Source organism: Pseudomonas fluorescens, from assembly GCF_902497785.1.
Classification (GTDB): domain Bacteria; phylum Pseudomonadota; class Gammaproteobacteria; order Pseudomonadales; family Pseudomonadaceae; genus Aquipseudomonas; species Aquipseudomonas fluorescens_BO.
Map to the genome: position 1 here is coordinate 129,971 of NZ_CABVHK010000001.1, position 13,906 is coordinate 143,876.

Consider the following 13,906-nt stretch of genomic DNA (forward strand, 5'->3'; position numbering starts at 1 on the left):
CTGTTTATTTGTGTTTGCTCTCTCTGCCGCGAAGCACTACCGTTAGCGCTGACTGCGTTCAACGCATTTGCCCAAGACCAATAACAAAGAGGCAGCCCGATGATGACCCCTGGCTGGTGGGCCATGGCGCTTTGCGAGGCCGTGAAAGATCAAGTGCCATTGGCCGTGGCCTTTGCCGGCGAGGAACTGGTCCTGTTCCGAAACGCAGCCGGCCAGGCCTTTGCCCTGGAAGACCGTTGCCCACATCGGCGGGTGCCGCTGGCTTTGGGGCGAGTCGTCGAGTCCGGTCTGCAGTGCGGTTATCACGGCTGGACCTTTGATGGCGCCAGTGGTGGCTGTACGCAGATCCCCAACCTGCATACCGATGAGCGTGTGCCTGCACGTTATGCCGCGCGTGCCTTTGCGGTCAGCGAGGCGAATGGTTTTGTCCATGTGTGGTTGGGTGAAGGGGCACCGCAAGGGCAATTGCCCAGCAGCGACTACCAACCGGGCGGACGCGAATTTACCGGTTCCACCATCGTCAACATGAGTCACGACCAGTACCTGGACGCGATGCTCGACGGCCCGGAATGCTTGCTCGGGTTTGCCCATGTGCGCCTCACCGATTTTTTCCTTGGCGATCTGCGCAGCGAGCAGGGGCGGGTGGTTCTGGAGCGAGGTGCGGTATGGACCACACAAATCCTGCCTTCGCAGTTTGTGGTGGATTACCCCTTGATCGTGCGCACCGCGGTCCCCTTTAACGGCGGTACTGTTCGAGTGGATTTGCTGAGCGAAGATGAATTGCCGCTGGTGACGCTGATGATCGCCACCGGTGCCAACCGTCGTGGCACAACCAGTTTGTGCTGGCGTGGTTTTGTGCATGAGCACGTACACCTCAGGGCACCCCTGCGTTGGCGTCTGGCCCGCCTGCGCAAACAGGCGCCGTTCCAGGTGAACAGCCGGATCGACGGCACAGCCGTCGCGGCCTTGTTGCAAACCTCATCCCGCGAACTGCGTGAGTTGCGCCAACCGACCCTGATTCCCGTCAGCGCAGTCGTCTGAGCACAGGAGCTCCCACCATGCATGCCGTGCCTTCCTCCACCGATACGATCCCTGGCAAAGTTCGGGGTGACTGGACGCCAATCAACTACGACCTGCGTGACACCTGGTTCCCGGTGTCCCATAGCCGCGACCTGGGTACCCGGCCCATTCGCCGGATCATTCATGCTCAGCCCTATTACCTGTGGCGCGACAACGGGCGTGCGGTGGCGGCCGAGTTTCACCCGCATTTCCCCCATAAAGAGCTGACACTCACAGCGTTTACCGGGGGACGGGGCTTTTATCCGCTGGTTGAGCGCTACGGGTACATCTGGGTCTGGTACGGTAATCCGGACGCTGCCGACATGCAGTTGCTCCCGCATATTCCGTTTCTACCCCAGGATGGCAGTCTTCCCGGTTACACCCAGCGAACCGTGCGGTTTGATGCGACCTCGGCGCTGTCGGTGGAAAACCTGATTGATCTGACCCATGCCGATTTCCTGCATGCCAATACCATTGGCGACGGTGTAAGCGAGTCGGACGTGGTGGAAGTGCAATGGACCTCCGAGACCGTGACTCGCACCCGTACCGTGGCGCAAAAGTCAGTGGCGCCGATCATGCGCTGGGTCGGCGGCGTGCGCGCCAGGTATCAGGATTTTCGCGCCGTGCTGCACATTCATCTACGCAGCAACGTATGCATCTCCTATCCGCGCTTTCGCCCCGGTTACGACGTGCCCAACCTGCAACCCTTCCTGCCGGTGGGCAAGCATCGCTCGCGGTGTGACGTCACCTTCAACACCACCGCTGCACCCGCACCTTTTCGTTATGTGATGCCGCGCATCAACTACATCATCCAGCCCCAGGACAACTCGGTGGTGCGCCCGCAGAACCAACGTTATTTCGAGGTCGACCCACGTCGCGACCTGCACTCGCGCTTCGATACGCCGGGTACCCGTTATCGCTACCAGATGGAGCAGTTGGCCGAACGCCAGCGCGCTGGCCAATTCACCTACGGCGGCGATGCTGAACCCGGGCGCGACATCACGGCCTTGCTCGGCATGAACGACTGACACCAATGTACGAGGAGTGCTGCAATGGATCTGGGTATTGGCGGACGTATTGCTCTGGTGTGCGCATCCTCTCGGGGACTTGGCAAAGCCTGTGCGCTGGCATTGGCGCAGGAGGGCTGTGAGGTGCTGATCAACGGCCGCGATGCCGAGAGCCTGGAACACACTGCGCAGGACATCTTGCGCAGCACCGGCCGGCTGCCGCGCACCGTGGTGGCCGACCTGTCCACCGCCGCCGGGCGACAGGCGCTGCTGGCTGCCTGTCCGGTGATGGATATTCTGGTGACCAACAACGGCGGGCCAGAGCCGGGTCGTCCGGAGGATTGGGATCATGCTGCCTGGCTGGCGGCCATTGAGGCCAACATGCTCTCGGGTATCCTGCTGATTCAGGCGGTGGTCGTTGGTATGCGTGCGCGAGGTTTCGGCCGTATCGTCAATATCACCTCGGCGATGGTTAAGTCGCCCCGGTTGCCATTGGGTTTGTCCACGGCGGCGCGTGCGGGGCTGACCGCTTTTTGCAAAGCTCTGTCGGTCGAGGTGGTGCGGGACAATGTGACGATCAACAATCTGCTGCCGGAGCGCATTGAGACGGACCGTCTGCGCTTTATGACCGAGCAACTGGCGGAACTTCGCCAGCTCAGTTTTGAGCAAGCACGGGTGGAAATGCTCAAGCCGATAGCCGCACGACGATTTGGCCAGCCGAGCGAACTGGCAGCGGCCTGCGCATTTCTCTGTTCGGCGCAAGCCGGCTATATCACCGGGCAAAATTTGCAGATCGACGGCGGCAGCTATGCCGGATTGATTTAGCCACCCCGGCGTTCTTTCCAGTCGGCGGGCGGCACTTCGCTGGCGTCGAAATCCAACTCCACTTCAACCCCATTGGGGTCCTGGATGAACAGCTGCCACGTGCGCTCGGCGCCGGGCGCACGGATCACTTTGAATCGCACGCCGTGCTCACTCAGGTGTTTCCACATCCTCTGCAAGCCCTGGGCATGAAACGCCATATGGTCAAGCACGCCACGTCGCGGCTCCGGCATTTGTGATACGCCCACCACATGCAGAACTGGTTGTTCCTGGGTGTACAGCCAGAATCCGGGAACCGGGAAGGGCGGGCGTGGCCCCTCCACCAACCCGAGTACTCCAACATAGAAATTTCGTGTCGCCTCCAGTTGGTCGGAGACGATGGTGAAGTGGTCCATGCGCAGGATCATCGCAACGCCCTTAATCGGCTTTTAGTGATATTTAGACGAATTGTTATTTATTGTTCATATTCATGCTTATGATTCTATATTCGGAATACTAATCTATCTATGGAATTTATCGCCGATCGCTTAGGGTAACGCCATGGATTCGTTCTGCAGCTCTGCTGCAAAACGCTAAGCGCAGAAGAAGACAGGTGCTGAATGAGCCAGGCAATCCTCGAAGGAATTCGCGTCATCAGTCTGTGTTCCGGCATTGCCGGATCTGCCGCTGGCATGCATCTTTGCGAAGCGGGTGCCGAAGTGGTGATGATCGAGCCACCCGCCAACCGTGCCAGAGAGAAACAGGCGCTGTTTGCTGTGCTTAACCGTGGCAAACGAAGTGTCATCCTCTGCCTGGAAAATGCCGCAGATCGCCAGCAACTGAACTCGTTGCTAGCCAGCGCCGATGTGCTGCTGCATGACTTCACCCCCGCGGTAGCGCAGGCCCATGGTCTGGCAGACGCGCAGCTCACTGCAGACTTCCCTCGATTGGTTATCTCAGCGATCAGCGGCTGGCCCCATCGGCATGCACTGGCGAATTCCATTCCCCGGGAAACGCTTATCCTGGCGCGCCTGGGCCTGTTGGACGAACAGCCGGCGCATCGCCCCGGCCCGGTGTTCGTACGCATGCCATTTGCCAATTGGCTGGCCAGCTGGCTGTGTGTGGTCGGGGTGATGGCGCGGTTACTGGCGCGCGACCGTGACGGCTGCGGCGGCATCGCTCATACGAGTTTGGCTCAGGCAGCCTTGGTGCCAATGACCATGCATTGGAACCGCGCACAAACACCGACCCCGGCCTTTGCCAAAGGTCTGGATAAACACATTCCAATTCCATTGCACCAGTGCGCTGATGGCCGCTGGTTGCATGTGCATTATTCGCCGGACAAATCCCCTTGGATGGCCGCGGCACTCAGTGAGTTCGGCGAAACCGAAGTGGCTCGCTTGAACGCGCTGTGGCCATCGAGCCATGTGGCGCCAAACTTCGGCGCCAACAAGGCGATCATTGCCACACGGTCGGCACAGGAATGGGTCGAGCATTTCTGGCAGCACGACGTTGCTGCGCAAATTGCCGCTCCATTTGGCGATATCTACTTCGACGAACAAGCACGCCTGAATGGCTATGTGGTTGAAGTCGACGATGTGCAGTTGGGCAAAACACTGCAACCAGGCCCTGCCTGGCAGGTGCAGCCACCCGCACGAGTTGGCGGTAGCGCACCTCTGGCAGGTGAGGGGAACGCCGGACTGTCTGGCGCCGATGCTGTGATCCCTTCGCAACTGCCCAGGTCGAGTCCGGCGCCCTTGCCTCCGCTGCACGGTCTGAAAGTACTGGATCTGGGCGCCTATCTGGCCGGGCCGTTTGCCTGCATGTTGCTGGCGGACCTGGGGGCAGAAGTCATTAAAATCGAGGCGCCCAAGGGCGATGCCATGCGCCGCCTGGAGCGGATTTTCAGCGGTACCCAGCGTGGCAAATTGGGCGTCGCGTTGCAGTTGGGCGATCGGCAGACCGAGCCCGCCGTAGAGGCGTTGGCACGTTGGGCCGATGTGGTACACCACAACATGCGGCTTCCCGCCGCACGCAAGCTCAAGGTCGACTACGAGAGCCTCAAAGCGCTCAACCCGCAGCTGGTGTATTGCCATGTCAGTGCCTACGGACCGACCGGACCGCGCACGGATTGGCCGGGCTTTGACCAACTGATGCAGGCCTCTTGCGGCTGGGAAGTCGAGCAGGGCGGTGAGGGCCAGGCGCCCATGTGGCTGCGCTTCGGCGTGGGTGATTTTTTTGCCGGTCTGTCCTCGCTCTACGCCTTGCTCCTGGGGTTGTATGAGCGCAACCGCAGTGGCGTCGGACAAATGGTCAGCTCGTCATTGCTGGGCGCCACGATGCTGTCGATGAGCGAAGCGGTGGTGCTGGAAGACGGCAGCCTCACACCAATCGATCATTTGGACGCGCAACAGACCGGTCTGAGTGATGCCCATCGTTTGTATCGGTGTAGCGATTCCTGGCTGGTGGTGGCAGCGCTGCAACCGGATGAGGTGCAACGTTTCGAGAGGCTGGTGGATGATCAGCCCGAAACCTGGTTTGCCGATCAGACCCGGCAAGCGGCGCTCGCCTCATTGGTCGCAGCGCAGGTTCCTGCACAGGCAGTGCTGGAAGCGCAGATGGATGCCTTTCTCGACAGCCCCGAACACGCCGAAGCGGGTCTGCACGCTCATTACTCACATGCTGTTTACGGTGACCTGCAACAGATCGGCGCGTTCTGGGACTTCGGCAACTTGCCGTTATCGCTGCAGCGTCCGCCACCCGCCCTCGGCCAACATACCCGGCAAGTTCTGGAAGGCCTCGGCTTTACCGGCAGCGAGCTCGAACGATTGGCCTCGGTTGGCCTGGTGGCGCTGTAACGGTGGGCCTATTGCCCGACAGGATTTTTCGACAAGCACAAGGAATACCCATGTACGAGTTGGATTTCAGCGGTAAAACCGTGCTGGTAGTTGGCGGGTCCAGTGGCATCGGCAATGGCATTGCGCAGAACTTTCGCCAGCGCGGTGCCGAGGTGCATGTCTGGGGTACGCGTGCCTCGGCGGCGGCCTATAACGACTCACCTGACTCTAATCTTGAAGGCCTGCATTACGCCCAGGTAGACGTCGCGGATGCGGCATTGATCGAAGGGGTCTGTGTGCCATTCACCCGCCTGGATGTGTTGGTGCAGGCACAAGGCACGGTGCTCTACGACCGTCAGGAATTTCTCACCGAGGGTTTCAAGCGAGTACTCGACGTCAACCTCACCAGCCTGATGGTGTGCGCGCAGAAATTTCACCCACTGCTGATGCAGGCCAAGGGTTCGATGATCACTGTCAGCTCCGCTGCCGCCTTCCACTCCACGCGTGGCAACCCGGCCTACAACGCCTCGAAAACCGGTGCTTTCGGACTGACTCGCACCCTGGCCGAAGCCTGGGCACGTGACGGCATCCGGGTGAATGGCATTGCCCCCGGTTTGGTGGAAACCAAGCTGACGCGGGTGACCACCAGCAACCCCAAGCGCCTCGAAGGCGCATTGCGCGCCATTCCTCAAGGGCGCTTGGGCACGCCCCAGGACATGGCCAACGTGGCCCTGTTCCTTGCCTCGCCGCTGGCCAGCTATGTGCTCGGCCAAACCCTGTTGGTCGACGGCGGCATGCTGCTGGCCTGATCGCTATTTGCTAGGAGACACACCATGGCCTGGGACTTTCAGACCGACCCCGAGATACAGGCGGAACTGGATTGGATCGAGCAGTTTGTACGGGAGGAAGTCGAGCCCCTCGATCATGTGCTGGGCAGCCCGTGGAATATCCACGATCCGTTGTTCAAGCAACTGGTCAAACCGCTGCAAGCGCAGGTAAAGGCTCGCAAGTTGTGGGCGTGTCACCTGGGCCCGGAACTGGGCGGGGCAGGGTATGGCCAGGTGCGCCTGGCATTGATCAATGAAATTCTCGGCCGCTCGCTGTTCGGCCCGATTGTGTTTGGCTGCCAGGCCCCCGATTCAGGCAACGGGGAAATCCTCGCCCATTACGGCACCCCGGCGCAGAAGCAGCGCTACCTGCAACCGTTGCTCGATGGCGATATCGTGTCCTGCTTCGCCATGACCGAGCCGCAAGGTGGCGCGGATCCTGCCGTGTTCACCACCGAAGCGGTGCGCGATGGCGATGACTGGCTGCTGAACGGCGAAAAATGGTTCGCCTCCAATGCCCGCTACGCAGCGTTCTATATCGTGATGGCGGTCACTGATAAAAGCGTATCGGTGTATGAAGGCATGTCGATGTTCATCGTCGCCGCTGACGCGCCCGGGGTGAGCATTATCCGTAACGTCGGTATCGCCGATGACCCCGCCGCCACCCATGCTTACCTGTCATTCGACAAGGTGCGAGTGCCTGCGGGCGACATGCTCGGTGCGCCCGGCCAGGCATTTGTCGTGGCTCAGGTGCGGCTCGGTGGTGGCCGCGTGCACCATGCCATGCGGGTGATCGGCCAGGCGCAAAAAGCCCTTGATGCACTCTGTGAACGATCCCTGTCGCGTAGTACCCAGGGCAGCCGCCTGGCGGACAAGCAGATGGTCCAGGAAAAAATTGCCGATTCGTGGATCGAACTGGAGCAGTTTCGCTTGCTGGTGATGCGTACGGCGTGGCGCATCGATCAGTATCAGGACTACAAGCGGGTGCGCAAGGACATCGCTGCGGTGAAAGCCGCCATGCCCAAGGTTTTGCATGACATCGCCGCGCGCGCCCTGCATGTACATGGCTCGTTAGGGGTATGCGAAGAAATGCCGTTTACCGGGTACATCGTCCGCTCCTTCCAGATGGGGCTGGCCGACGGGCCCACCGAAGTGCACAAAGTCACGGTGGCCAAACAGCTGCTGCGCGACTATCAGCCCTGCGACGAGTTGTTCCCCGATTACCATCGGCCCACCGCCGCGGCCCGCGCCCGGGAAAAATACGCCGGCGTGCTGGCCAGTCTCGGCGAGCGCGACGTATGAACGATTGGCAGGATCTGGTCGACCTCGAGCGCCTGGCCGACTGGATGGACACCCAAGACCTGGAAAGTGGCCCGATCAAGGCTGCGGTACGTTTAGCCGGCGGCACGCAGAATCTGCTGCTGCGCTTTCGGCGAGGCGTGCGTGAATTCGTGTTGCGCCGGCCTTCCCTGGAACTGCGCGAAGTCGGCGGTAAAACCATCGTCCGTGAAGCGCGCCTGCTCAAGGTATTGGCCGGATCGCAAGTGCCCCATGCCGGTTTGATCGCCGACTGTACTGACCAGGCCGTTCTGGGCTCCAGTTTTTATTTAATGGAACCAGTGCAGGGCTTCAACCCCAATAGCGCCGCAGGATTGCCAGCACCCCATGCTGAACGGCCGGCGCTGCGCAGGCGCATGGGCTTTGCCATGGTGGATGCGCTATTGCGTCTGGGCGACATTGACTACCAGGCGGTGGGGCTGGCGGACTTTGGCCGCCCGGACGGTTTTCATCAGCGTCAGGTCTCACGCTGGCTGGCACACTTGGACAGCGTCAAAGACTACCCCGGTTGGCCGGGGGCGAGCAGCCTGCCGGGACTTGCACGTTTGGCCAATTGGCTGAGCGATCATTGCCCGCAGCAGTTTGAGGCCGGTATTCAACATGGCGACTTTCACCTGTCCAACGTCATGTTCCGGCATGACTGCGGGGAGTTGGCCGCGGTCGTCGATTGGGAGCTGGCGACCATCGGTGATCCGTTGCTCGACCTTGCCTGGCTGGTGGTCACCTGGCCCTGTGCCGACGGTCGTGGTGCCGGCACCATCGAAGTGCATCCCTGGGACGGCTTTTGCAGCAGCGACGAACTGGTCGCCCATTACCACGCCGGCAGCTCGCGCTCGTTGGCGGACTTCACCTGGTACCTGGTGTTGGCGGGTTTCAAACTCGGCATCTTTCTCGAAGTCAGTTACGCCCGTGCGTGTGCGGGTAAAGCCTCGATGGTCACGGGTGAAAAACACCACGCCTCAGCGTTGCATCTATTCGCTACGGCGTTGCAGCGCATCGATCAAACCGCCTGATAACCAGAGGGAAAGCCCATGCAACTGGCCGGTAAACGAATCATCGTCACGGGAGGCGCCAGGGGTATCGGCGCGGCAGTGGTCAAAGCATTTGTGGAGGAGGGAGCCTATGTCGTCAGCCTCGACCTGGGCGAAGCCGCCTTGATGACGGGGGACGGTGGCGGGTGGGCGCATACACGAGTCTGCGATATCGCTGACAGCCAATCCGTGGATGCCGCTTTCGCCTGGGCCAACGAACGGCTCAATGGTCTGGATGTGCTGGTACATGCTGCGGGTATCGCGCCGAATGCCAGTGCCGACAGCATCACGCTGGACGAGTGGGAAAAAGTCTTTGCGGTGAATACCCGTGGCACATTCCTGACCAACCGCGCGGCCTATGAGCTGCTGAAGGGCAGCGGTGGGCGGATCATCAACTTCGCCTCTGCGGCAGGCGTCATCGGACAGCCCGGCAAAGCCCATTACGCGGCCAGCAAGGGGGCGGTGCTGGCGTGGACGCGCACGGTGGCGCGGGAATGGGGCCCCTTGGGCATTACCGTCAACGCTATCGCCCCGGCGATGTGGACGCCGATGTACGAGGCGACTCGCGCGAGCATGAGCACCGAGCAATTGCAGCAGCACGATGCCTACATGACAAGGCAAGTGCCCATCGGCGGACAGCTGGGTGAACCGGCCCGGGATCTGGCGCCTGTGCTGGTATTTCTTGCCGGAGACGGTTCGCGATTTGTCACCGGGCAAACGTTGATGATTGATGGCGGCATGCTGATGCTCAGTTGAGTTGAAGGTGGGGCGCCTGGCGCCTCTCCTAGCGACCGCGGATCAACTGCAAAAACTCCTGGCGGGTGTTGTACGACTCGCGGAACGCGCCGAGCATTACCGAGGTGCTCATCACCGAGTTCTGCTTCTCCACACCGCGCATCATCATGCACATGTGTTTTGCCTCGATCACTACCGCCACTCCGGCGGCATCGGTCACTAGGGAAATCGCGTCGGCAATCTGCCGTGTCAGGTTTTCCTGAATCTGCAAACGGCGAGCGAACATATCGACAATGCGGGCCACTTTCGACAGCCCCAGCACCTTACCAGTGGGAATATAGGCGACATGGGCCTTGCCAATAAACGGCAGGAGGTGGTGTTCGCAGAGTGAGTACAGTTCGATGTCACGGACGATGACCATCTCATCGTTGTCCGATTCAAACAACGCGCCGTTGACGATCTGTTCGAGGCTTTGCTGATAGCCATGACACAGGTACTGCATGGCTTTCGCCGCGCGTTTTGGCGTGTCCAGCAAGCCTTCTCGCTCTGGATCTTCGCCCACTCCGTGAAGAATCTCCCGGTAGTTTCTGGCCAGCTCTTCGTTCATGGGTCGACCTTATTGTTTTAGCCAACTTCCCGGGCGGCATCGCATGCAACCCGGGTCCTGGCACCTGGCCCAGGGCCGGGATATTTACAGTTGAGTGATGGCGATTTTGCCGGTGACCTGGCTGGCATCGTGAAACGTGACACTCGGACCATTACGCCATTGCTCAAGCAATTGCGCCTGGCGCTTTTCGGCGTGGCCGAGGAAACGCTCTTTCACCGGACCATAACCGCGAACGCTGTCTGGCAACTCCGCCAACTCCTGAGCAAGGCTCAGCTTGTCGGCCGTCAAGCCAGTGAGTACTTCATCGAGGACGCGTTCGTAACTGGCCAGCCAGTTGCGTTCCACCTTGCGTTCATGGGTACGACCGAACGGATCAAGCCAGGTATTACGCAGGAACTTGAGCCTGGCCAGCAGCTTGAAGCCTTGCAGCATCCACGGGCCGAAGCTGCGTTTTTTCGGTTCGCGACCGGAGCCGTTATCGTTCAGCAGCGGTGGTGCCAGGTGGAAGCGCAGGCGGTAGTCGCCCTCGAAGCCGGCCTGGATTTTTTCCAGGAATTGTCCATCGGTAAACAGGCGCGCCACTTCGTATTCATCCTTGATCGCCAGCACTTTGAAGTAATATCGGGCGACACTCGCCGACAGCTTGCCGGGTTGTCCGAACAGTGCGGTTTCCGCCTTGATGAATTGCTCGACACGAAACCGGTAGCGTTGGGCATAGGCGTAGTTCTGGTACGCAGTGAGAAACTCCATGCGCCGTGCCAGCGTTTCTTCCAGGCTTTGCGACAGTAAGCGGTCCGGGCTTTGCACCTTGCCGGCTTCCAGTTTGCGTAAAACCCGTGGCAAGTCATGGGCGCTGCACCGGCCCCAGTCAAAGGCCGAGAGGTTGAAGGGCACCGCGGTGCCGTTCAGTTCGATGGCCTGTAGCAGCGCCGCTTTACCCACCGGCAACCAGCCTTTCTGGTAGGCATAGCCGAGCATGAAGGTGTTCGTGGCTATCGAATCACCCAACAACGCCGTGGCAATTTTGCTGGCGTCGACAAAGTCCGCCTGGTCGGAGCCCACTGCTTCGACAATTTGTGCCGACATGCTCTGGGTCTGGAATTTCGGGTCCGGGTGTTTGAGCAAATCACCACTTTCCGCTTGCTGGGCGAAGGTGCGCACAAAAGCGCTGGTAATGCTTTCCTCGCTGTTGACCACGGCATGGGTGACGCCGTGACGCAGCTTGGACAAGGTTTCGGTGTTGGCACTGACCACCAGGTCGCAACCCAGCAGCAAGCCCGCTTCACCCTCGGCAATCCGCGGTGCAAACAATTGTTCCTGGTGCGCGGCGATGCGGATGTGCGACCACACCGCGCCGCCTTTTTGCGCCATGCCGGCCATGTCCAGATTGAGCGTGCCTTTACCTTCGATGAACGCCGCCATCCCCAGCAGGGCACCGATGGTCACCACGCCCGTACCGCCCACGCCAGTGATCAGGATGCTGTAAGGCTCATCCAGCGCGACGGTCGCGGGCGTCGGCAAATCCCACACGTCATCCTTCGCGGCCGCCAAGGCCTTGGGTTTGCGCAAGGTGCCACCTTCGACCGTGACAAAACTCGGGCAAAAACCGTTGAGACACGTGAAGTCTTTGTTGCAAGAGGACTGGTCGATTTCACGCTTGCGGCCGAACTCGGTTTCCACCGCCACCACCGACATACAGTTGGATTTGCTGCTGCAATCGCCACAGCCTTCACACACTGCTTCATTGATTACGACACGGCGTGCCGGATCCGGAAACTTGCCGCGCTTGCGACGCCGACGCTTTTCCGCAGCGCAGGTCTGGTCATAGATGATTGCGGATACGCCCTGGAACTGGCGCAGCTGTTCCTGCACTTCGTCCATCTGGTCGCGACGCAGCACCGGCACGCCGTCTGCCAGATCATGGATGTGCTGATACTTCTCGACATCTTCGCTGACCACCACCACACGCTGCACGCCTTCTGCAACGAGTTGCCGGCTGATTTGCGCCACGCTGAGGCTGCCGTCCACTGGTTGGCCGCCGGTCATGGCCACGGCGTCGTTGTAGAGAATCTTGTAGGTGATCTGCACCTTGGCCGCGATGGCAGCCCGAATCGCGAGAATGCCGGAGTGGAAATAGGTTCCGTCACCGAGGTTGGCGAACACATGTTGAGTAGTGGTAAACGGTGCCTGGCCGATCCACGCCACGCCTTCGCCCCCCATCTGACTGAACGTCTGGGTCTGCGGGTAGATCCAGGCGGCCATGTAATGGCAGCCGATGCCGGCCAATGCGCGACTGCCCTGCGGGACTTTGGTCGAGGTGTTGTGCGGGCAACCGGAACAGTAGTGGGGCACGCGTTCCATCAGGTTACTGAACTGGTCTTTGCTCGCCAATTGCGCATCCAGCACCGCCAGGCGCACTTGCAGCGGGCCACTTTGATGCAGGCGCAAAATGCGTTTGGCCAGCGCCCGGGCGATCATAGCCGGGGTCAGGTCGTTGATGGCGGGTAGCAACCAACCCGTGTGCGGCAGGCTCCACTCACCCTTGTCGTCAAACTTGCCGACGATGCGCGGGCGCACATCCTCGCGCCAGTTGTAGAGTTCTTCCTTCAACTGGTACTCGATCATGTGGCGTTTTTCTTCCACCACCACGATTTCTTCCAGGCCCTCGGCGAACTGCCGGACGCCTTCAGCCTCCAGCGGCCAAACCATGCCGACCTTGTAGACCCGCAGGCCAATCTGCTGGGCGAGTGTTTCGTCGATGCCGAGGATTTTCAGTGCCTGGCAAACGTCGAGGTACGATTTGCCTGACGTGATGATGCCGATGCGCGCTTTCGCTGAGTCCATCACGACACGGTCGAGGCGGTTGGCCCGTGCATAGGCGAGGGCAGCATATAGCTTGTGTTCCAGCAGGCGCTGTTCCTGTGCCAGGGGCGGGTCCGGCCAACGGATATTCAAGCCACCTTCGGGCAGCGGGATATCGGGAATGATCGGTTGTACGCGATGAATGTCGATGTCGACGACGGCCGCGCTCTCTACGGTATCGGCCACCGCTTTGAGGGCGACCCAGCAGCCGGAATAGCGCGACATGGCCCAGCCATGCATGCCGTAGTCGAGGTATTCCTGCACCCCCGATGGCGCCAGCACCGGCATCATCACCGCTTTGAAAATGTGTTCGGTCTGGTGCGGTAGCGAGGAGGAGCGTGCGCCATGGTCGTCGCCGGCAATGGCCAGCACGCCGCCAAATTTCGAGGTGCCGGCGGCGTTGGCGTGGCGGAACACATCGCCGCAGCGATCGACGCCCGGACCCTTGCCGTACCACATGCCAAACACGCCATCGTAGGTGGCGCCTTCGAAGAGATTGACCTGTTGCGTACCCCAGATTGAGGTAGCAGCGAGGTCTTCGTTCATGCCTGGATGGAACACCGTGTGGTGTTCCTTGAGGTAGTCGCGCGCCTTCCACAATGCCTGGTCGAAACCACCCAGCGGCGAGCCACGGTACCCGGAAATAAAACCGGCGGTATTCAAGCCATTGGCCAGATCGCGTTGGCGCTGCATCAGCGGCAGACGCACCAGCGCCTGAATCCCGGTGAGCAAAACTTTTCCAGTGTGCTGGACGTACTTGTCATCCAGAGACGGGGGCGCACTCATGTTCATCCTCCAGGCT

Annotated in this window: 11 protein-coding genes; 8 read left to right on the forward strand and 3 right to left on the reverse strand. The window is 60.5% G+C overall.

Annotated features, from left to right (window positions below; translation table 11 throughout):
• The first annotated feature begins 99 nt into the window (after positions 1-99).
• The 3 genes from F8N62_RS00660 to F8N62_RS00670 are packed head-to-tail and all read left to right on the forward strand — an operon-like array spanning position 100 to position 2,891.
• Positions 100-1,041: a Rieske 2Fe-2S domain-containing protein gene (locus F8N62_RS00660; protein WP_126588865.1), complete on the forward strand. Its 942-nt coding sequence runs from the start codon at positions 100-102 to the stop codon at positions 1,039-1,041.
• A 17-nt stretch (positions 1,042-1,058) separates the two neighbouring features.
• Positions 1,059-2,087 (forward strand): aromatic ring-hydroxylating dioxygenase subunit alpha, encoded by a 1,029-nt coding sequence (locus tag F8N62_RS00665; protein WP_057005026.1) that lies wholly within the window; start codon positions 1,059-1,061, stop codon positions 2,085-2,087.
• A 24-nt stretch (positions 2,088-2,111) separates the two neighbouring features.
• Positions 2,112-2,891: an SDR family oxidoreductase gene (locus F8N62_RS00670; RefSeq protein WP_057005027.1), complete on the forward strand. Its 780-nt coding sequence runs from the start codon at positions 2,112-2,114 to the stop codon at positions 2,889-2,891.
• Here F8N62_RS00670 and F8N62_RS00675 read toward each other — a convergent pair.
• On the reverse strand, positions 2,888-3,295 hold the full coding sequence (locus F8N62_RS00675) for a VOC family protein (protein ID WP_057005028.1): 408 nt from the start codon (positions 3,293-3,295) through the stop codon (positions 2,888-2,890). The two genes, F8N62_RS00670 and F8N62_RS00675, sit on opposite strands and share 4 nt — an antisense overlap.
• Before the next feature lie 192 nt (positions 3,296-3,487).
• On the opposite strand from F8N62_RS00675, the gene F8N62_RS00680 reads away from it, so the two are divergent.
• The 5 genes from F8N62_RS00680 to F8N62_RS00700 are packed head-to-tail and all read left to right on the forward strand — an operon-like array spanning position 3,488 to position 9,656.
• Positions 3,488-5,725 (forward strand): CoA transferase, encoded by a 2,238-nt coding sequence (locus F8N62_RS00680; protein WP_057005029.1) that lies wholly within the window; start codon positions 3,488-3,490, stop codon positions 5,723-5,725.
• Positions 5,726-5,775: 50 nt separating this feature from the next.
• Positions 5,776-6,513 (forward strand): SDR family NAD(P)-dependent oxidoreductase, encoded by a 738-nt coding sequence (locus tag F8N62_RS00685; protein WP_126588867.1) that lies wholly within the window; start codon positions 5,776-5,778, stop codon positions 6,511-6,513.
• Between the two features lie 24 nt (positions 6,514-6,537).
• Entirely contained in the window at positions 6,538-7,833 is a 1,296-nt protein-coding gene (locus F8N62_RS00690) for an acyl-CoA dehydrogenase family protein (RefSeq protein ID WP_057005031.1), read from the forward strand.
• Positions 7,830-8,882, forward strand: coding sequence for a phosphotransferase family protein (locus tag F8N62_RS00695; protein ID WP_126588868.1), 1,053 nt, complete (start codon positions 7,830-7,832; stop codon positions 8,880-8,882). The genes F8N62_RS00690 and F8N62_RS00695 overlap by 4 nt, the downstream gene beginning before the upstream one ends.
• An 18-nt stretch (positions 8,883-8,900) precedes the next feature.
• Positions 8,901-9,656: an SDR family NAD(P)-dependent oxidoreductase gene (locus F8N62_RS00700; protein WP_126588869.1), complete on the forward strand. Its 756-nt coding sequence runs from the start codon at positions 8,901-8,903 to the stop codon at positions 9,654-9,656.
• Between the two features lie 28 nt (positions 9,657-9,684).
• Here the strand turns inward: F8N62_RS00700 and folE are convergent, their stop codons facing one another.
• Positions 9,685-10,242, reverse strand: coding sequence for a GTP cyclohydrolase I FolE (gene folE, locus F8N62_RS00705; RefSeq protein WP_057005034.1), 558 nt, complete (start codon positions 10,240-10,242; stop codon positions 9,685-9,687).
• An 84-nt stretch (positions 10,243-10,326) separates the two neighbouring features.
• Positions 10,327-13,890, reverse strand: a complete 3,564-nt coding sequence (locus F8N62_RS00710; protein ID WP_057005035.1) for an indolepyruvate ferredoxin oxidoreductase family protein — start codon at positions 13,888-13,890, stop codon at positions 10,327-10,329.
• Between the last annotated feature and the right edge of the window lie 16 nt (positions 13,891-13,906).

Coding starts and splice junctions, on each gene's coding strand:
- F8N62_RS00660 (WP_126588865.1), top strand. CDS start 100: ATGATGACCCCTGGCTGGTGGGCCATGGCGCTTTGCGAGGCCGTGAAA.
- F8N62_RS00665 (WP_057005026.1), top strand. CDS start 1,059: ATGCATGCCGTGCCTTCCTCCACCGATACGATCCCTGGCAAAGTTCGG.
- F8N62_RS00670 (WP_057005027.1), top strand. CDS start 2,112: ATGGATCTGGGTATTGGCGGACGTATTGCTCTGGTGTGCGCATCCTCT.
- F8N62_RS00675 (WP_057005028.1), bottom strand. CDS start 3,295: ATGATCCTGCGCATGGACCACTTCACCATCGTCTCCGACCAACTGGAG.
- F8N62_RS00680 (WP_057005029.1), top strand. CDS start 3,488: ATGAGCCAGGCAATCCTCGAAGGAATTCGCGTCATCAGTCTGTGTTCC.
- F8N62_RS00685 (WP_126588867.1), top strand. CDS start 5,776: ATGTACGAGTTGGATTTCAGCGGTAAAACCGTGCTGGTAGTTGGCGGG.
- F8N62_RS00690 (WP_057005031.1), top strand. CDS start 6,538: ATGGCCTGGGACTTTCAGACCGACCCCGAGATACAGGCGGAACTGGAT.
- F8N62_RS00695 (WP_126588868.1), top strand. CDS start 7,830: ATGAACGATTGGCAGGATCTGGTCGACCTCGAGCGCCTGGCCGACTGG.
- F8N62_RS00700 (WP_126588869.1), top strand. CDS start 8,901: ATGCAACTGGCCGGTAAACGAATCATCGTCACGGGAGGCGCCAGGGGT.
- folE (WP_057005034.1), bottom strand. CDS start 10,242: ATGAACGAAGAGCTGGCCAGAAACTACCGGGAGATTCTTCACGGAGTG.
- F8N62_RS00710 (WP_057005035.1), bottom strand. CDS start 13,890: ATGAGTGCGCCCCCGTCTCTGGATGACAAGTACGTCCAGCACACTGGA.